General features: G+C 69.3%; 19 protein-coding genes and 2 pseudogenes. 12 read left to right on the forward strand and 9 right to left on the reverse strand.

Annotated elements, in window-relative coordinates:
* Window positions 1-61: 61 nt before the first annotated feature.
* The gene (locus tag OG219_RS44050) at window positions 62-625 is read right to left on the reverse strand and encodes a transposase (protein ID WP_266837925.1); all 564 of its coding nucleotides are present in this window, start codon (window positions 623-625) and stop codon (window positions 62-64) included.
* Window positions 626-667: 42 nt separating this feature from the next.
* Between OG219_RS44050 and OG219_RS44055 the strand changes: the two genes are divergently transcribed.
* The 5 genes from OG219_RS44055 (at window position 668) to OG219_RS44075 (ending at window position 4666) form a co-directional block, all read left to right on the forward strand.
* Entirely contained in the window at window positions 668-1015 is a 348-nt protein-coding gene (locus OG219_RS44055) for a hypothetical protein (protein ID WP_266836752.1), read from the forward strand.
* Between the two features lie 158 nt (window positions 1016-1173).
* Window positions 1174-1851, forward strand: a complete 678-nt coding sequence (locus OG219_RS44060) for a DUF3159 domain-containing protein (protein ID WP_266837928.1) — start codon at window positions 1174-1176, stop codon at window positions 1849-1851.
* 25 nt (window positions 1852-1876) lie between these two features.
* Window positions 1877-2008, forward strand: coding sequence for a hypothetical protein (locus tag OG219_RS44065; protein WP_266836754.1), 132 nt, complete (start codon window positions 1877-1879; stop codon window positions 2006-2008).
* 108 nt (window positions 2009-2116) lie between these two features.
* Window positions 2117-2710 carry a TetR/AcrR family transcriptional regulator gene (locus OG219_RS44070; RefSeq protein ID WP_266836756.1) on the forward strand — a complete coding sequence of 198 codons (594 nt, stop codon included), beginning with the start codon at window positions 2117-2119 and terminating at the stop codon, window positions 2708-2710.
* A 291-nt stretch (window positions 2711-3001) separates the two neighbouring features.
* Complete coding sequence (locus OG219_RS44075) at window positions 3002-4666, forward strand: MDR family MFS transporter (RefSeq protein ID WP_266837930.1); 1665 nt, start codon at window positions 3002-3004, stop codon at window positions 4664-4666.
* On the opposite strand, the pseudogene OG219_RS44080 reads toward OG219_RS44075, so the two are convergent.
* The 6 genes and pseudogenes from OG219_RS44080 to OG219_RS44105 all read right to left on the reverse strand — a co-directional run.
* Window positions 4605-4927: pseudogene (locus tag OG219_RS44080) on the reverse strand (NADP-dependent oxidoreductase); the annotation flags it as partial. The gene OG219_RS44075 and the pseudogene OG219_RS44080 sit on opposite strands and share 62 nt — an antisense overlap.
* Window positions 4928-4952: 25 nt before the next feature.
* Entirely contained in the window at window positions 4953-5300 is a 348-nt protein-coding gene (locus OG219_RS44085; RefSeq protein ID WP_266836758.1) for a leucine zipper domain-containing protein, read from the reverse strand.
* Window positions 5301-5435: 135 nt separating this feature from the next.
* A complete protein-coding gene (locus OG219_RS44090; protein ID WP_266836760.1) occupies window positions 5436-6608 on the reverse strand; it encodes an ABC transporter permease in 1173 nt (390 codons plus the stop codon).
* A gap of 11 nt (window positions 6609-6619) precedes the next feature.
* Window positions 6620-7333: an ABC transporter ATP-binding protein gene (locus tag OG219_RS44095; protein ID WP_266836762.1), complete on the reverse strand. Its 714-nt coding sequence runs from the start codon at window positions 7331-7333 to the stop codon at window positions 6620-6622.
* Window positions 7330-8547, reverse strand: coding sequence for an efflux RND transporter periplasmic adaptor subunit (locus tag OG219_RS44100; RefSeq protein WP_266836764.1), 1218 nt, complete (start codon window positions 8545-8547; stop codon window positions 7330-7332). The genes OG219_RS44095 and OG219_RS44100 overlap by 4 nt, the downstream gene beginning before the upstream one ends.
* A gap of 14 nt (window positions 8548-8561) precedes the next feature.
* The gene (locus OG219_RS44105) at window positions 8562-9080 is read right to left on the reverse strand and encodes a hypothetical protein (RefSeq protein ID WP_266836766.1); all 519 of its coding nucleotides are present in this window, start codon (window positions 9078-9080) and stop codon (window positions 8562-8564) included.
* A 130-nt stretch (window positions 9081-9210) separates the two neighbouring features.
* Between OG219_RS44105 and OG219_RS44110 the strand changes: the two genes are divergently transcribed.
* Entirely contained in the window at window positions 9211-9867 is a 657-nt protein-coding gene (locus tag OG219_RS44110) for a response regulator transcription factor (protein ID WP_190072163.1), read from the forward strand.
* Window positions 9864-11060, forward strand: a complete 1197-nt coding sequence (locus tag OG219_RS44115; RefSeq protein WP_266836768.1) for a HAMP domain-containing sensor histidine kinase — start codon at window positions 9864-9866, stop codon at window positions 11058-11060. The genes OG219_RS44110 and OG219_RS44115 overlap by 4 nt, the downstream gene beginning before the upstream one ends.
* A 167-nt stretch (window positions 11061-11227) precedes the next feature.
* Here the strand turns inward: OG219_RS44115 and OG219_RS44120 are convergent, their stop codons facing one another.
* A complete protein-coding gene (locus OG219_RS44120) occupies window positions 11228-11374 on the reverse strand; it encodes a hypothetical protein (RefSeq protein ID WP_266836770.1) in 147 nt (48 codons plus the stop codon).
* A gap of 960 nt (window positions 11375-12334) precedes the next feature.
* Between OG219_RS44120 and OG219_RS44125 the strand changes: the two genes are divergently transcribed.
* The 4 genes and pseudogenes from OG219_RS44125 to OG219_RS44140 all read left to right on the forward strand — a co-directional run.
* Entirely contained in the window at window positions 12335-13888 is a 1554-nt protein-coding gene (locus OG219_RS44125; protein WP_266836772.1) for an MFS transporter, read from the forward strand.
* A 54-nt stretch (window positions 13889-13942) separates the two neighbouring features.
* Window positions 13943-14440, forward strand: a complete 498-nt coding sequence (locus tag OG219_RS44130) for an FBP domain-containing protein (protein WP_266836774.1) — start codon at window positions 13943-13945, stop codon at window positions 14438-14440.
* Window positions 14441-14548: 108 nt separating this feature from the next.
* Complete coding sequence (locus tag OG219_RS44135; RefSeq protein WP_266836776.1) at window positions 14549-14974, forward strand: hypothetical protein; 426 nt, start codon at window positions 14549-14551, stop codon at window positions 14972-14974.
* Window positions 14975-15210: 236 nt separating this feature from the next.
* Window positions 15211-15606 (forward strand): annotated as a pseudogene (locus tag OG219_RS44140) (hypothetical protein); the annotation flags it as partial.
* A 241-nt stretch (window positions 15607-15847) separates the two neighbouring features.
* On the opposite strand, the gene OG219_RS44145 reads toward OG219_RS44140, so the two are convergent.
* A complete protein-coding gene (locus tag OG219_RS44145; protein ID WP_266836778.1) occupies window positions 15848-16390 on the reverse strand; it encodes a TetR/AcrR family transcriptional regulator in 543 nt (180 codons plus the stop codon).
* Window positions 16391-16483: 93 nt separating this feature from the next.
* Between OG219_RS44145 and OG219_RS44150 the strand changes: the two genes are divergently transcribed.
* On the forward strand, window positions 16484-17230 hold the full coding sequence (locus OG219_RS44150; protein ID WP_266836780.1) for an alpha/beta fold hydrolase: 747 nt from the start codon (window positions 16484-16486) through the stop codon (window positions 17228-17230).
* Window positions 17231-17236 lie beyond the last annotated feature (6 nt).

Raw genomic sequence — 17236 nt, forward strand, 5'->3', positions numbered from 1 at the left:
CGTCCGGTCGGGCCGGGCTGCCGCGGGCCAGCATCCACCGCTGACGGTGGGACGGTCACCGTCAAAGACATCGATCACCGGCAGACGGGCTGCTGCCCAGTCGTAGGTACGCGGGCCTTTTGGCACCGTCGCCGCAGGAACGTCGTTCCCATGCCTCGTCGGGAGCGCCGGCGATGGCCTGGCCGATACGGCCGAAGGGAGCGTGCAGTTGCTGGGACTTCAACACGGCCAGGACGTAGCCGACACCGGCTTCCTCCGGAGTGCGGCGCATGGGCCATTCCTGTCCGTAGGCGCAGTCGCCCGTCGCCCGGGCGATGGGGAGTGGTGAAGCAAGAACCCGAAGGATCATCGCGCGGGCCAGTTCTCCCTTCGTCGCGAAGCCACGACTGTCAGGGACTTTCGCCGCCCGGTACAGGTCCGCCTCCGCAGTCCAGGACCTGGGCAGGTAAAGCTTCCGGTCCACCAGAGCCCTTTCTCTTGAGGAGGCATACGCGACGAAGACCCCGATCTGGCAGGACACCTGCTCGCGGCAATGATCGTGAGCCGCGACGGGGCCGGTCTCACCCAAAGAGGGTGCGCGGGTCAGCTTCGACGCCGTCGAGGGCTCGCGTGAGCGGAGCGGCATCGGGGGTTCGAGCCATCGGACCACTCCTCCCTGATTCAGACGATGCCGACATCGCCTGGTCTGCCCACGCGTGAAAAGCACGTCGAGATCCGGCTCTCCCACACAGAGATCACCGAGCTGATCGCCCCTCGCACCGACGCCCCGCCAGGAAGGCTTCGGACAGCGAGCGGCGGAGTGTGGCTGCACCGTGGCAGGCCCATCAGCCACGGCTCGAACGCCACGCATCCGACCACGAGCTGGTCGGCGCGCCGCGCGGGAGCCGGTCAACCTGAGGTTTGGTTCGGCGGCATCGCGCTGTTCGATCCGTTCACCACCGCGGGATGCGGGACACCTCCCGAGGGGCCGATCAGCGTCAACGCCGTGATCGCCGCACCGTCGTACGGACCCTGATCGCCACCTGATGACGGGCGACTCGCTGAGCGGGGGTTTCGCCGAGGCGTGACTCAGGTCACGTCGCGCGAGGTGGCTTCGTTCGTCACTAGATGTCAAGCTGTCACTTAGTGACGCAGAATTTCACCCCCAAGACGAACCCGGAAGAGCTGATCACCATGCAGACCACCAGTCCCCAGGAGGCGGCGACCGACATGCAGGCGGCAGACCAACGGAAGAAGAAGTCGGCGCTCGAACAGGCGGGCGGCACGAAGGGGGTCATCTACTCGGCGCTGCCCGCCCTGGTGTTCGTCGTCGCCAACAACGCCGGTGGACTCAAGGTGGGCATCCTCGCCGCCCTGCTCGTCGCCTTGGGCATCGCGGTGCAGCGGCTGATGCGCAAGGAGTCGATCCAGCCCGCGCTCGGCGGCATGTTCGGCGTGGCGATCGCCGCCGGCATCTCCTGGTACACGGGATCCGCCAAGGACTTCTTCCTCATCGGCATCTGGCTGAGTCTGGCCGGCGCCGTCGCCTTCGTCCTCTCCGTGGTGCTGCGCTGGCCCCTGGCCGGCCTGATCTGGAACTCGACGACCGGCAAGGGCACCGTCTGGCGGGCGGACAAGCGTTCGCGGTTCTACTACGACATCGCCACCCTGGTGCTGGCCGCCATCTTCGGCGCCCGGTTCGCCGTCCAGCAGTACCTCTACCAGGCCGACGAGGTCGGCTCCCTGGGCTTCGCCAAGATCGCCATGGGCTACCCGCTCCTCGCCGTCGGCTTCCTGGCCGTCGCCTGGGCCGCCCGGGCCTCCGACAAGCGGCTGAAGGCCGTGGGGCTGCTGCTCGCCAAGCGCGGCTGACCGACGCCCTCTCCGCTCTCCGTCCGTGCCAGACGGGCCACACGGCCCGTCCGGCACACGTGTCCCGCACCGTCGCCGCGAGCCCAAGGCCCAGCACTTCCTGGCCTTCGTCGGCATAGCCGCAGCGCTCGTCGGTTACCGCCGCCCCACCAACTGAACGACGTCTGAGCGGCGTTGTCCCATGGATGAATGACGAGGTGAACCCATACAGGTGAGCAATCGCGTCGGACCTGGGACGAGCGAGCAACGGCGCTGCCGGATCCGGTTGGAGATCTCTCGAGAGGCGTCGCGTCTCTTCTGGGAGCAGGGCGTTGCCGCGACCAGCGGCGACCAGATCGGCGAAGCAGCGGGCCTGTCGACGCGCACCATCTGGCGCCACTTCCGGAGCAAAGAGAGCTGCGCCGAACCGATCATCTTGCATGGCGTCGAATGGGAGATGGCCGCCCTGCGACGCTGGAAACCCGAACTCTCCCTCGATGACCATCTCGCCGACGAGATGAGCAGGCATGCCCGCGACGCCGACGGGGCGGAGCGCACCGACGACGCGCTCGCGATGAAGATGATCGCGCTCAGCAACAGGGAGCCCGCACTCCGCACGGCCTGGCTAATGGCCTGTGACCAGGTGGAACACGAACTGGCCGGGAGCATCGCCGGTCGACTTGACCTACCGGCCGACGACATCAGGGTGCAGGTGTACGCGGCGGCCGCCTCGGGCGCCCTACGGATCGTCAACGAGACGATCGGCGATGCCCTGCTCGGCGGTGCCGACGTGGGGCAATTCGCACACGCGCACCGGCTCCTGGCCCAGGCTGTTCGCAACGCCACGGGAGGCGCCATGGGGGACGCGACTACGACCTGAGGTCCGTACGCGACGACACCGTCAGGTCGCAATAAACACTGTCAAATAAGTGTCAGGCTCGGCATTTTGTCTGATCCGGCCGCCCGCGCTGTTCGCGCGATGTGACACAGGCCCGGCCCGGTGGCAGGTGGATCCACCCGCACCGGATCGGATGCCGCCCTCGTTTGCGGTCCTTCGGTGCATCGCCGTCAGGTGGCGATCTGTGCCCATGAGTACGCCGCCTGTTCTCCTTGATTGGAAGAGTCAGTGGCTAGCGAAGTTTCCCCTGAGAAGAGGCCGGAAGCGGTGACGATGCCGCCCCGGCAGGTGCTTCAGGCGGTTTCCGGTCTGGTGGCCGGTTTGTTCGTCGCCATCCTCGCCGGAACCGTGGTGGCCAACGCGCTGCCCCGGATCACCGCCGAGTTGGGGGCGAGCCAATCCTCGTACACCTGGGTGATCATCGCGGAGCTGCTGGCCATGACGGCCACCGTTCCGTTGTGGGGCAAGCTGTCCGACCTCTACAGCAAAAAGCTGCTCCTCCAGATGTCGCTGGGCCTGTTCGTGGTCGGCTCGCTCGTGGCCGGGTTCTCCCAGGGTGTCGGCATGCTGATCTTCAGCCGGGTGGTGCAGGGCGTGGGGGCAGGCGGACTCACTGCACTGACGCAGGTCGTGATGGCGGCCGTCATCCCCCCGCGGAAGCTGGGCAGGTACTCCGGCGTCTTCGGCGCCGTCTTCTCCGGGGCCACCGTGGCCGGCCCGCTGATCGGCGGCCTCCTGGTGGACACCTCCTGGCTCGGCTGGCGATGGTGCTTCTTCATCGGCGTGCCCTTCGCACTCCTTGCCATCGCGCTGCTGCAGCGCACACTGCACCTTCCGCACGTCCGCCGCGATGTGAAGATCGACTGGCTCGGTGCCCTCCTGATCGTCGCCGGTGTCAGCGCGCTGCTCATCTGGGTCTCGATGGCGGGCAGCACGTTCGACTGGTTCTCCTGGCAGACGGCCGCCCTGGTCGGTGGCGGCACGCTGCTGCTGGCGGCGGCCGTCCGGGTCGAGTCCCGGGCCGCCGAGCCGATCATCCCGCTGAGCATCTTCCGTAACCGCACCGTGGCGCTGACCAGCCTGGCCTCCCTGCTGGTCGGCGTCGGCCTCTTCGGCGGCACCGTCTTCCTCTCGCAGTTCTTCCAGGTAGCCATGGGCAAGTCGCCCACGACCGCCGGTCTGATGAGTCTGCCGCTGATCCTGGGATCGCTCGCCGCCTCCACGTTCGCCGGCCACCGGATCAGCGCGACCGGCAGGTGGAAGCGGTACCTCGTGGCAGGCACCGTCCTTATGACCGCCGGCCTCGCCCTGCTGTCCACCATCGGATCCCACACGCCCTTCGTTCTGCTGAGCGTCTACATGGCCGTCCTGGGGACCGGCGTCGGCATGCTGACGCAGAACCTGGTCCTCGCCGCGCAGAACGACGTGCCCGCCGACACTCTGGGCAGCGCGACCGCCGTCCTGTCCTTCTCGCGCAGCATGGGCGGGACCGTGGGCACCAGCGTCCTCGGGGCGGTCCTCGCCCACCGCGTCGCCACCGAACTGGCCGCCGGCCGCACGGCGGGAGGTGACACGCCGGGAGGCGGAGCCGGGCACAGTGTCCCCGACGTGATGACCCTGCCCGCGCCCTTGCGCGCGCTCGTGGAGAACGCCTACGGCATCGCCACCGCAGAACTCTTCTTCTGGGCCACCCCGTTCGCCCTGCTGGCGCTGATCGCCGTCCTGCTCATCAAGGAGAAGCCGCTCAAGACGACCACCAGCACGGAGCGACTCGCCGAGGAGAGCGCCATCGCCGCCGGCGGCCGCGCCCTCCCGACCCCCGCCGACACCCCCCGTGCCGACCTCGCCGAGGCGTCGACCAGAGGCAGTGGAGGGTGCCCAGGCGCCACCCGCCTGCTTGGTCGGCGACCGTCGCGACGCACGTCGGGTCGCCCGTGATCGCGACGAGGTCGACCAGCGAGCCGGAGCCGCAGTGTCGAGTGTCAGGTCGACGCAGTGCGGAGCGAGAGCGGTGAGGCGCTCTGCGAGGCCGGAGCCTGGGGCCGCAGGTGGTGGGAACGGCGCCGAGAGAGGTGGGGAGTGGTTGCGTTCACTGGCTGTCCCTATCACGGCGGCACCTTGTGCTACAGCGATCTCGACTGCCGCGCTCCCCACGCCTCCCTCGACACCCTCGACACCCTCGACGAGAAGGGTGCGCCCCGCAGGTCGAGGTCGCGCAGTCCGTTTAGGCCGCGACACACGAGGATGCGGTGGCCGGCACCACGGTGACGACGTGCAGCCGCTCAAGTTCTGCGGCGAGCCGGGCAGGCCCGTACTTGGTCTGCCGCCGCAGCGCTTCCACCAGGTCGGCGATGCCCTCGCTGGTGCGCGTACGGCCGGCAGACGGTCGGGAGGAGTGGTCGAGCAGGCCGTCCTCGCCGTGTGTCCGCCATCGGGCATACCACTTCGCCAGGCAGCGACGCGAGATCCCGGCTTCCAACGCGATGTGCGCGATAGGGCGTCCAGCGTCGACGCGTAGGCACAAGCGGAGACGCCCTTCCGGGGTGAGGGGCGCGTTCGCGTGCACAGTCATGACCCCACCGCGTGCCGCAGCTCGTGCTGCGGCACGCGGGCCTCCGTTCGTATCGAGCAGGATCATCGAGCAGCCCCGGAGTGGGACGGGCACGACGCGATCGGGCATCCAGACCTTGGACGTGCCCGCCTGGGATCAGGCCCCGGACAGCGCCTCCGTCGGGGGCAGCCGGGACGCCCGTACGGCGGGGTACAGGCCGGCCAGGGCCCCGATGGCGAGGGTGGCGAGCAGGCCGCCTGCCATCGCCCAGGCCGGGACGACCGCCGGCCAGCCCTGCGCGACGGCGTACGCGGTGGTGACGCCCACCCCGATGACGACTCCGGCGATCCCGCCGAGTCCTGCCAACAGCTGGGATTCCGCGAGGAATTGGGTGCGGATGTCGCCTCGCCGTGCGCCGAGGGCGCGGCGCAGGCCGATCTCGGCGCGGCGTTCCAGGACGGAGATGACCATGGTGTTGGCCACGCCGACCCCGCCGACAAGGAGCGCAACGCCGCCGAGGCCGAGCATCAGGCCCGTGAAGGCTTTGTCGGTGGCGCCCTTGGCGGCGAGGGCGTCCGAGGGGCGGCTGATGGTCACTTCGGTGGGAGCCTCGGGGTTGACGGTGGCGGCGAGGACGTCGCGTACGGACGTGACCGCGCTGTCTGCGGTGCGGACGTAGATTGTCGTGGGGTGTCCGTCGAAGTCCAGGTACCGCTTGGCGGCGTCCCAGCCGACGAGCGCGCTGTCGTTCAGCTCGGGTGCCAGGAGCGCCTCATCGAGGATGCCGACCACGCTGAACCACTGACCGCCGAGCCAGACCCGGGTGTCCGGGCCGACTTCCCCGATACCCAGGCGGTCGGCGGCGCCGCTGCCGAGTACGACGGCCGGGTACTTGGCGGTGGCGGCGTTGAGCCAGTTGCCGCGGGCGAGAGAGCCGCCGACGGTGTCCAGGAGGTCGAGGCGGGCGGCCTTGACGTTGATGCTGCCGGTCTCGGCGGCCGGGATGTGGTCGTTGCGATAGACGTACGCCGTCACCTTGCCGGTGCCGGTTGCGGACTCGACCGGGGCGATCCGGCCCGCCATGTCGATGGAACGCTCGGGGAGTTTGGCCTCGCCGCCGGTGAAGGTGCGGCCGGGGGACGCGGTGAGGAGGTTGGTGCCCAGGCGGTCGAGAGTGCGCTGCAGTTCGGCGTGGCTGGAGGTGGAGATGCCCACCACGCCGATCATCGCCGCGATGCCGATGGCGATGCCGAGCGCGGAGAGGAAGACCCGCAGCGGGCGGGCGCGCAGCCCGGAGGCGCCGACGCGTACGACGTCGCGGGTGCTCATGCGGGAGACCTTCAGCACGCGGACACCGCCTGAACGTCGCCCTGCGCGTTCTGGGCGGAGTCGTGCACGATGCGCCCGTCGCGAACGTGGACCTGGCGGGGCAGCGAAGCCGCGATCTCCCGGTCATGGGTGATGATCACGACGGTGGTGCCGTCGGCGTTCAGGGCGCGCAGCAGGTTCATCACGGTGGTGCCGGAGTGGGAGTCCAGGGCGCCGGTCGGCTCGTCCGCGAGGAGCAGGCTCGGCCCGCCGACCAGGGCGCGGGCGATCGCGACGCGCTGCTTCTCCCCGCCGGACAGCTCGTGCGGCCGGTGGTACACCCGGTGGCCCAGGCTGACCCGCTCCAGGGCGCTGCGGGCCACGCGGCGGCGTTCCGCGAGCGGGATGCCCGCGTACAGCAGGCCCTCGGCGACGTTGTCGAGGGCCCGTACGCCCGCGGTGAGGTGGAAGTGCTGGAAGATGAAGCCGATGCTGAGCGCGCGCAGCGCGGACAGCTCCCGGTCGCCCAGGCCGGCGATGTCGTGGCCGTCGACGGTGACGGTGCCGCTGCTGGGCCGGTCCAGGCTGCCGATCATGTTGAGCAGGGTCGACTTGCCCGACCCGGAGGGCCCGACGATGGCGACCAGCTCGCCGCGGCGGATGTCGAGGGAGACGCCGTCGAGGGCGGTGACGCCGCCGGCGTACGAGCGGGTGATGTGGTCGAGGCGTACGACGTTGTGGTTCATCGCGGTACCCCGACCTTGTCGCCCGCCTTCAGGCCGGCGCCGGTGATCTCGACCCGGCCGTTCGCGAACATGCCGGTCTCCACCGCGACCGTGCTGCTGACGGAGCCCTTGACGACCTGGACGCCGTATCCGCCCTCCGACAGCGCGAGGAGCGCGGAGATGGGCACGGTCAGCACGTTCTTCTTCTCCGCGGAGGTGATCTCCACATCGACGGGCGCGCCGTCGTAGTTGCCGAGCTTTCCCCTGTCCTTCTTGTCGATCTGGACGGTGACCTTGATGACGGTCTTGCCGTCGCCCTCTCCCGGAGCGCCGTCCCCGCCTTCAGTGCTGGCGACCTTGCCGACGGAGGTGATGGTCCCGGCCGCGTGTGCACCGTCGGGCAGGACGACGGTGACCTTGTCGCCACGGCGGACGAGTTTCTGCTTCTTCGCGTCGAGGTCGATGGCGACAAGCCGGCTGGTGCCGGTGTACGTCAGCACGGGTGAGCCGGGCTGGAGTATCTGGCCCTTCTTCACCTCCTGGCCGGTGACGCGTATCTCACCGTCGGCAACGACCAGGTCCGCGGGCTTGACCGTGCCCGTCTGTGGCACTCCGAGGTGCTTCTGCCAGCGCTTGACGGCCGCCGCGGTCTTGTCGGAGTACTCCTCGTCGGCGGTGAAGCCGGTGTAACCGAGGGCGGCCAGGGCCCGTTCCACCTCGGCGACGTCGGGGCCTTTCGTGCCGGCGCGCAGTTCGCGGTAGAGAGGTGTGTCGCCGTAGATCAGGGGGATGGGCCGCCCGTCGGCCTTGAGCGCGTTCTGGCCCTGCTCGATGGTGGCACCGAGCTTCGGCAGCCAGATCACGGTGCCCGACGCGCCGCTGGTCAGGGGCTGCTTGTCGCCGTAGCCGAGGCTGCCGGTGACGGTGTCCTGCTGGGCGAGGTCGGAGCGGGTCACCAGTGCGGTCGCCGGCGGCAGACCGCTGCCCTTTTCGGACTTCTCGCCGTTGCCGCCGCCGAAGCCGTACGCCGCCACGCCGGCCCCGCTGAGGACGACCGCGAGGGCGATCCATGCGGCGGTGGTGCGGGCGCGGCGGCGACGCGGTGGGGCGTACCGCGGGCCGTCTGGTGACCTGCCCGCCGAGGCCCCTGACGGATCCTTTACCGGGTCCGTTTGAGAGGGAAACCGGTGCATCCGGGTCGTCTCGTCGCCGGTGGATTCGGGTATGTGCGTCATGTCGGTCTCGCCCGTCACCGCTGGGCCGCGGGGTTGACGTCCTTGCACTTCTCCGCAGCCGCCTGCAGCTTGTCCATGTTCTTCATGGCGTCCTCGTTGAGCGGCAGGCCTCCCGTCTCCGGGTCGGGATCCGGGGCGTCATACCCGTTGGCCCGCAGGCACTTGACGTATTCGCGCGCCTGCTCAAGCTGCTTTGCGTCAGGTTTCGGTGCCTGCTGCACGTCCTGCGCGGTGGGCGCGAACTCCTTGCACGCCGCGAGCGCGGCCTGCACCTCCTCCGGCGACGCGGTCTGCGTGGGCGCGTCCTCGCCGGCCTTCCCGCTCCCCGGCGCCACGCCCCGCTCGGCCAGGCAGGCGTTGTACTTCTTGGTCTTCTCCGCGGGCGTGAGCTGCTGCCCGCCCCCCTTCTTGTCGCCGCCGGCCGACGCGACGTCGTCGTTCCCGCCGGTACCGCCCCCGCAGGCGGCCAGGCTCAGGCTCAGCAGCGGTATGGCTGCCAGCAGCCCCCAGTTGGTGCGCGAAATGGTACGCATGCGCTCGGCAGTCCCTTCTGTGCCGAGTCTCTCCCGGCGTCGGGGACCAGTAGAGGCGGGGCCCGGTATCCCCTCCGTAACCGCAGGCGGTTACGTCCTGGTTATCCCGGCCTCTGGCACTCTGGGGATCATGAGAGTGCTGATCGCCGAGGACGAGCGGATGCTGGCCGACGCCGTCGCCGAAGGGCTGCGTGAGGAGGCGTTCGCCGTCGACGTCGTGCACGACGGGGATTCCGCTCTGGAACGCCTTTCCGTGAACGACTACGACGTGCTCCTCCTGGACCGCGATCTGCCCGTCGTACACGGCGACGAGGTGTGCCGGGCCGTCGTCGAATCCGGCGGCCGCACCCGCATCCTCATGGTCACCGCCGCCTCCGATGTGCCCTCCCGCATCGAGGGCCTCGCCATCGGAGCCGACGACTACCTCACCAAACCCTTCGCCTTCGAGGAGCTCGTCGCCCGCGTCCACGCCCTGGCCCGCCGCGCCCAGCCCGCGGGCCCGCCCACCTACGAACGGGCCGGCCTGCGGGTGGAGACGGCCCGCCGCGAGGTCTACCGCGACGGACACTACGTATCCCTCGCACGCAAGGAATTCGCCGTCCTGCTGGAACTACTGCGGGCGGACGGCGCGGTCGTCTCGGCCGAGGAACTCCTGGAGCGGGCCTGGGACGAGCACATCGATCCGTTCACCAACGTCGTCCGCGTGACCGTGATGAAACTGCGCAAGAAACTCGGGCCGCCGCCGGTCATCCAGACCGTCCCGGGCTCGGGGTACCAGATCCCATGAGGCTCACCTCGCGGCTGCCGCGTCTCCCCATCCGCGTCCGGCTCACGCTCCTGTACGGCGCCCTGTTCATGGCCTGCGGCGTGATCCTGCTCGGCGTGACCTATCTGCTGCTCGACGCGGGACTGAACGACCGGTTCGACGGCGTGGCCCTGCAGATCACCAAGGAGGGCGGGATCGCCCCGGTACCCGAAGCGTCCGCCCACAGCCTCCCGTCGGAGCCCGCCGCCGGACTGGCCGGCAGTCCCGAGCTACGCGAACTCCAGGACCGCTACCGGGCCGCGACCCTGCAGTCCCTGCTCCGCCAAGGCGCCCTCGCCCTGGGCGTGCTCACCGTCGTCGCCACGCTGTTCGGCTACCTGATGGCCGGCCGCGTGCTGCGTCCCCTCAACCGCATCTCCCAGACCGCGCGCCGCATCACCTCCCGCGGCGACCTCAGTGAGCGGCTGGCCTTCACCGGCCCCCGCGACGAGGTCACCGAGCTCGCCGACACCTTCGACTCGATGATGGGGCGCCTGGAGAAGTCCTTCCAGGACCAGCAGCGCTTCATCGCGGACGCCTCCCACGAACTGCGCACGCCCCTCGCCATCAACCGGACCCTCGTCGAGGTGGCCCTGCGCCGCAAGACCGCAACCGAAGACACCAAACGCCTCGGCACCTCACTACTCGCCGTCAACGAACGCAACGAAAGACTGATCAACGGCCTCCTCGCGCTGGCCAAGGGCGAGACAGAGGTCGCCAACCGGACACCCGTCGACCTCACCGAACTCGCCCGTCACACCGCCGAGTTGCACCAGTCACAGGCAGCCGAAGCAGGTATCGGCCTCCGGCTCGACACCATGCCCGCCACCACCTCGGGCAACGCCGTGATGCTGGAGCGCATCATCCACAACCTGCTTGAGAACGCCATTCGCTACAACGAACCGAACGGCTGGGTCCGCCTCACCACCCGCACCACCCCGCACGGCGCCGCAACCCTCACGGTCGAGAACACCGGCCCCGTGGTCGCCCGCCAGGACATCGAGGCGCTGTTCCAGCCTTTCCGCCGCCTGGGAGCGGACCGCACCGACTCCGAGCGGGGCTCGGGCCTCGGCCTGGCGATCGTACGAGCCATCGCGCGCTCCCACGACGGCGATGTGACCGCGGCCCCCCGGGAACGCGGCGGGCTTATGGTCACCACCACCCTCCCAAGGTGAGAGGCCCCTGCGCGAAGGGCTCTTCCTCCGGTGCCTCGGGCGCACCCCCGACGAGCTCAAGTGCTTTGCGCTGCGCCGGAGTCGGGTGCGCCGGGAGGTACAGGTACCAGACACCACGCCATCAACCTCATGAGATGGCACACCCTGGACGAATAGGTCCGATGTATTCAGTGATGGAATGCGACCAGCGACCGCGTGCTCGGGGCGCCGGTCTTGTGGTTGCGCCGGATAGCGGCGGCCATGGCGAGGATGCGCTGGACGATACGGACAGCGACGCCCTCGAAGGTCCGTCCGCCGTGCTGCTCCAGGTCCAACTGCCCCTTGAGGGTCGCGTTCGTCGAGTTTCGGGTTCGCCAACGCCCAAGGATCGCTCCCGAGCCCACCGAAGCTGACGTCGAGGTCGTCGACGTCCTGTCTGACGACGTCGCCCCAGAGGAACGCCGCGCTCTGGTCGAGCGAGAGCAGCAGGACTACTCGGCACCTGGGTCGTGCTGGACATCAAGCCCCGCGGCGGCCAGGCCGCATACGTGCCGGGGCTGCACCAGCAGCTGTCAGACATCGTCAACGGCTTCCCGCGCGTACTCCCGGCTCGGGGTTGACGCCACCTCTTCCCCCAGGGACTTCCACCCCCAAGCGATCACCCATGCTGGGCGCGCACACGGAAGGGGTTTGATGACGGCCGTCGTCAAACCCCTTCCGTGTGCGCGGGCGGTCGGCAATTCCGGTCGCGCGGTGGCGTCGATGGGATAACCTGTCCGGGATTTCGAGCGGCAGGTTCTCTGCCGCCCCGCTCGACGCGCTCGGCGTCGACACGCACCGCGTGCCCTGCCCGGAAGGAGGCGAGAGACATGGACCGTGCCGAATGCGTTGCGGCCATAGTTGCCTCCGGCCGTGTGCCCTCCCTCCTCTGCGGCGCGCGGTAACTCTTCCCCCTTCTTGCTTCTTGTCTTCGGCATCTTCCTGAGATGCCGCGTCACGAGATGTCCTGGCCTGCACGGTTCGTCGCCGCGCGGCCTGCGGGGGCGCGTGCCCGAAGACGGGCCCTTCTTTTGCTGGTCACCGTGATCTCGGCACTCTCCGCCTCACGATCAGCAAGAGCGCCGGCGTGAGTGACACGCAGCTGGTGAGGCAGGCCCCGGGTGCTGTCCGCGGTTCCCGCTGCCCCATCGCCATGCCGTGTCCCCGTGCTGCGTACACCGGCCCGTCGTCACCACTGCGACCGTCCCTGGCCGGCTGTCTCGACAGCACTTCGACACGAAATGTGCGTAATCGCCATGAGCAAGAAACATCCCGGAGGGGAATCCCTCCCGTCCGCCCCTTCCACGGCCACCGACCGTTCCCCGGGCCGCGAGGTTCCCGCCGCGACTCCGACTCCGCCTCCGGCACCGGATCCGAAGCGCTGGTGGGCGCTGGCCGTCATCTCCCTCGCCCAGCTGATGGTGATCCTTGACGGCACCATCGTGAACATCGCGCTGCCCTCCGCCCAGCACGCTCTCGGCATGTCGGACGCCGACCGGCAGTGGGTGATCACCGCCTACACGCTGGCCTTCGGCGGGCTGCTGCTGCTCGGCGGCCGGATCGCCGATCTGGTGGGCCGCAAGCGCACCTTCGTCATCGGCCTGGCCGGGTTCGCCGCGGCCTCCGCGCTGGGCGGCGCGGCGGCCGGTCCCGGGATGCTGTTCGCGGCGCGGGCCCTGCAAGGTGCGTTCGCGGCGGTCCTGGCGCCCTCGGCCCTGTCGCTGCTGACGACGACGTTCACCGACCCCAAGGAGCGGGCCAGGGCGTTCGGGGTCTACGGTGCGCTGGCCGGCGGCGGCAGCGCGGTCGGGCTGATCGTGGGCGGTCTGCTGACCGAGTACCTGAACTGGCGCTGGTCCCTGTACGTCAACGTGCCCATCGCGCTGGCCGCCCTGCTCGGCGCACCGGCCTTCCTGCGCGACCGCTCCGGCCGCCGGGGCGGGCACCTGGACGTGCCGGGCGCGCTGCTGGGCTGCGGCGGGCTCGTCGCCCTCGTGTACGGCTTCAGCGAGGCCGAACCTCGCGGCTGGACCAGCCCGTCGGTGCTCACGCTACTCATGGCCGGCGTGATCTTGCTCGCCGCCTTCGTGTGGTGGCAGAGCCGCGCGGCGAGCCCGCTGCTGCCGCTGCGCATCGTCAAGGACCGTGTCCGGGCCGGATCGCTCGCGACGATGGGCTTGGCCACCATCGGCATGTTCGGCGTCTTCCTGTTCCTGACGTACTACCTGCAGGTCGTCCTCGGCTACCCGCCGGTGCGGACGGGCCTGGCCTTCGTGCCGATTTCGGCCGGCATCGTCATCGGCGCGACCCAGATCGCGGCCCGCCTGCTGCCACGCACGGCGCCGCGCACCTTGATGTCGTCCGGCATGGTTCTGGCCGCCGCCGGCATGGTGCTGCTCAGCAGCCTGACCGTGCATGCGCAGTACGTCCCGCACGTGCTGCCCGCCCTGCTGCTGCTCGGTCTGGGCATGGGCCTGACCTTCATGCCGGTCTACGCGACGGCCACCGCCGGCGTGCCCGCGCAGGACGCCGGTGTGGCCTCGGCTGTCCTCAACACCGTTCAGCAGATGGGCGCTTCGCTGGGCACTGTACTGCTCAACACCATCGCCACCGGCGCCACCAGCCGTTACGTCCACTCGCACGTGCACGATCCGGGCCACGGCGGCGCGACCCTCGACGAAGGCCTGGTGCACGGCTTCTCCGTCGCCTACTGGTGCTCGGCGGGCGTCCTGCTGCTCGCCGCCCTCGTCGCGGGCGTCACCGTACGGCACAAGACGCCGAAGCATGCCGGAAACGACGCACCGGCCTAGCGAGCCGGGGTCGTGTCCCGCCGCCGTCCACCTCACCCCTCGAAGGATCCCTCCATGAAACCCCTGACCGAGCACGACATCCGTACCTCGTTCGTCAACTGCTCGAAGGGCGAGGCCAAACGCCTCCCCCTGCCCAAGAACCTGGCAGACCTCGACCACTGGGACGACCTGGACTTCCTGGGCTGGTTCGATCTGTCCGCGCCCGATCGCAGGTATCTCGTCGTCGAACGCGCCGATGAACTCGTCGGCCTGTCCCTGCGCTCCGCTTCCGGCAACCGCGGCTTCCAGCGCCGCAGCCTGTGCTCGCTGTGCCTGACCACGCATCCCGGCAGCGGCGTCTCCCTCACGACCGCCCCCAAGGCAGGCCCGGCCGGCCGCGGAGGCAACTCGGTGGGCCTCTACATCTGCGCCGACCTGGACTGCTCGTTGTACGTACGGGGCAGGAAGAAGGCGGCACCGGGCGGGCGCATGGAAGAGTCCCTCACTGTCGAGCAGCAGATCGAGCGCCTGCGCGGCAACCTCGACGCGTTCGTGGAGCGGGTCTTCCACTGAGGCCGACAGGGGCTCGACGGCCATCGTCGCCGAGCCCCTGTCCACTCCTTGAACCGCCGTCTCCTCGCGGCTCCTCCGGTCCTACGCGCCGGACGCACGCCGACCGGGATGCCGATCCTGTGGGTGCTGGCGAACCCGAAACTCGACGAACGCGAAGTGCTCCAGGCCATGTTCGACGTCGATGAAAACCTGGTCGCCGACCGGCCCGGACTGCTGATCATCGCGGACGAGGGCTTCGCCTCCAAGGAGTCCGAGAACGACCTGGTCATGCGTGGGGCCGAACTGCCGCGGCCCTCGTTCAAGCGGGGGAAGAAGCGCAAGGGCGAGGGCCTGCTCAAGTCGGTACGGCAGCTGATCGAGTCCGTGAACGACACCCTCAAGGGACAGTTGGACCTGGAACAGCACGGCGGACGGACCTTCGAAGGCGTCGCCATCCGTGTCACCCAGCGCATCCTCGCCATGGCCGCCGCTATCTGGCGCAACCACACGACCGGCACCCCGAGCACGCGGTCACTGGTCGCATTCCATCACTGAATACATCGGACCTATTCGTCTAGTGCGCGCGCCTTCGGCGCGTGCAGCCTCGGCCTGCGCCCGCCTCGATTCGGACTCAAACGCATCCATTTGCAATATCTGTCACTTAGTGACATTGTCACTAAGTGACAGAATGCCCGCCGTGCGGCGGCCTTTGCCGCTCGCTGTGCAAGGCCGACCTGCGCAGCGAGTGATCCCCTTCCGAGCCCACCCCTACCCGAGCTCCGGAGTACCGCATGAGGAAACGACCAGCCGCCACCGCCGCAGCCCTGCTCACGGCCTGCGCTCTGACCTGCGGCCTCATAGGGGCCGCCGTCGCCGCGCCGGACCAGGCAACCGACGGCGGCCGAACAGGGGGGACGACCGTCGCCACTGCTACCGATTCGATCACGCACGAGGAGAACGAGCGGGTGCCGGAAGGGGCGCGCTGGACCCAGCACTACTTCCCCTCCTCGGACGGCTCCAAGACCGAGCTGCACGCCGATGTTCTGCTTCCGGAGAAGCTCCCCGCGGGCGCGAAGGTGCCTGTCATCATGTCGGCCGGTGCGTACTTCGGCCACTCGGGGGAGATGGAGGTCGAGGAGGAGCACGCCGGCCCCTCGGAGCGCTTCCGGGACCTCATCGAGGGCTCTCACATCTGACGGTCGCGCTGGCCAATGTTCACGAACAGTCGCCATCTTCCGCGCTTGGGCGCGCGTGCCAACGGTCCGTGCGCCCGAGCGGCAACCGGCGACTGGTGGGCATCCGATAAGCCCTCCGTGCTCCGAAGCGCCTTCGCGTCCGCATCAAGGTGGGCGGCATGACGAGCGGCACGATGCAGCCTCCGGCCCAACGTCCGAGTTCGGGCCCAGCCCGCGCCCAGAGCCCCGGTCGTCAGAGGGTGGGTGCGAGGCCAGCCCGGAGGATGTCTAGGTAGTTGTCGATCGCGGCCCCCTGCCGCTCGGCCGGGTGCTCGCTGACGGCGTGGATCAGGCCGCACAGGAGCTTGAGCAGGTTTTCGCCGGTGAGGGCAGGGGCAGGGCGGATGCGTGCGAGCAGGTGGGAGGTGACTTCGACCAGCTCTCCCTTGGCCCGGTGCAGAGAGTCCGTCTCGTCGGACCCGGTGATCAGAACGTCGGTGAGGCCCGGTCGCGCCAGGGCGGTCAGGAGTGCCGTGCGTAGGAAGTCAATGAGTGCCTTGGCGGGATCGGGGTATCCGTCGGCTACGGTCGCGGCATCGATGAGCTCTCGGACCGCCTCTTCCAGGACGGACTCCCGCATGGCCCGCTGCGTGGGGAAGACCCGATAGACCGTCCCGACCCCCACACCCGCCCTGCGCGCGAGCTCGTTGAGGGTGAGCGCAGTCTCCCCGCCGATGACGGCGCCGCGAGCCTCATCGAAGATCCTCTGCCTGTTGCGTGCGGCATCTGACCTCATGATCCCTCCTTCGCACACCTATGTGGATAACCTATCAGGTGAGTGCTACGGTGAAGTGGATAACCAATCCACTTCACTTCGTCAGGAGCGGTCATGGCCGTTGTGTTCATCCATGGAGTACCGGAGACGCCCTCCGTCTGGAACGACCTCCGGGGGCGGATCGACCGCCCCGCAACGACCCTGCGGCTGCCCGGATTCGGCAGCCCTCGCCCGGCTCACCTGGACGGCAAGGAGGCGTACGCCGTCTGGCTGGCGAACGAGCTGCGCGCCCTCGGTGAGCCCGTCGATCTCGTGGGCCACGACTGGGGCGCGCATCTGGTGATGCGGATCGTCTCCGCCTACGACGTTCCGGTACGCAGCTGGGTGTCCGACGTCGCACACGGCTGGCACCCCGATTATCAGTGGCACGAGGCGGCCACCCTCTTCCAGAAGACCCCGGAGGGCGAGGAGCTGCTCGCGTCGCTGCGCACCCAGACCCCCGGCAGCCCCAGCTTCGGCGACTTCCTCCGCCCCCGGGGGATGAGCGCCGAACTGGCGGCAGAAGTCGACACCATCCACGACGAGGAGATGAGCACGGCCATCCTGACGCTCTACCGCTCGGCCTGGCCCAACTTCCACACCGACTGGGGCAAGGACTTCGACCGCCCCGCTCCCGCGCCGGGACTCGTCCTGATCCCGACCGGCGACCCTATGGCACAGCCCGCGATGGACCTGGACATGGCCGCGCGAACCGGAGCACAGGCAGTGGAACTGGACCACCTCACCCACTACTGGATGCTCCAGGACCCTGACCGGGGCGCGGAGGTACTCAACCGATTCTGGGACTCCCTGCCCGCATGACATCCG

Source organism: Streptomyces sp. NBC_00038, assembly GCF_026343635.1.
Lineage (GTDB): Bacteria > Actinomycetota > Actinomycetes > Streptomycetales > Streptomycetaceae > Streptomyces.

Coding starts and splice junctions, on each gene's coding strand:
- OG219_RS44105 (WP_266836766.1), bottom strand. CDS start 9,080: ATGCGTACCATTTCGCGCACCAACTGGGGGCTGCTGGCAGCCATACCG.
- OG219_RS44135 (WP_266836776.1), top strand. CDS start 14,549: ATGCCGATCCTGTGGGTGCTGGCGAACCCGAAACTCGACGAACGCGAA.
- OG219_RS44125 (WP_266836772.1), top strand. CDS start 12,335: ATGAGCAAGAAACATCCCGGAGGGGAATCCCTCCCGTCCGCCCCTTCC.
- OG219_RS44110 (WP_190072163.1), top strand. CDS start 9,211: ATGAGAGTGCTGATCGCCGAGGACGAGCGGATGCTGGCCGACGCCGTC.
- OG219_RS44130 (WP_266836774.1), top strand. CDS start 13,943: ATGAAACCCCTGACCGAGCACGACATCCGTACCTCGTTCGTCAACTGC.
- OG219_RS44090 (WP_266836760.1), bottom strand. CDS start 6,608: ATGAGCACCCGCGACGTCGTACGCGTCGGCGCCTCCGGGCTGCGCGCC.
- OG219_RS44095 (WP_266836762.1), bottom strand. CDS start 7,333: ATGAACCACAACGTCGTACGCCTCGACCACATCACCCGCTCGTACGCC.
- OG219_RS44115 (WP_266836768.1), top strand. CDS start 9,864: ATGAGGCTCACCTCGCGGCTGCCGCGTCTCCCCATCCGCGTCCGGCTC.
- OG219_RS44050 (WP_266837925.1), bottom strand. CDS start 625: ATGCCGCTCCGCTCACGCGAGCCCTCGACGGCGTCGAAGCTGACCCGC.
- OG219_RS44150 (WP_266836780.1), top strand. CDS start 16,484: ATGGCCGTTGTGTTCATCCATGGAGTACCGGAGACGCCCTCCGTCTGG.
- OG219_RS44100 (WP_266836764.1), bottom strand. CDS start 8,547: ATGACGCACATACCCGAATCCACCGGCGACGAGACGACCCGGATGCAC.
- OG219_RS44145 (WP_266836778.1), bottom strand. CDS start 16,390: ATGAGGTCAGATGCCGCACGCAACAGGCAGAGGATCTTCGATGAGGCT.
- OG219_RS44060 (WP_266837928.1), top strand. CDS start 1,174: ATGCAGACCACCAGTCCCCAGGAGGCGGCGACCGACATGCAGGCGGCA.
- OG219_RS44075 (WP_266837930.1), top strand. CDS start 3,002: ATGCCGCCCCGGCAGGTGCTTCAGGCGGTTTCCGGTCTGGTGGCCGGT.
- OG219_RS44055 (WP_266836752.1), top strand. CDS start 668: ATGCCGACATCGCCTGGTCTGCCCACGCGTGAAAAGCACGTCGAGATC.
- OG219_RS44085 (WP_266836758.1), bottom strand. CDS start 5,300: ATGACTGTGCACGCGAACGCGCCCCTCACCCCGGAAGGGCGTCTCCGC.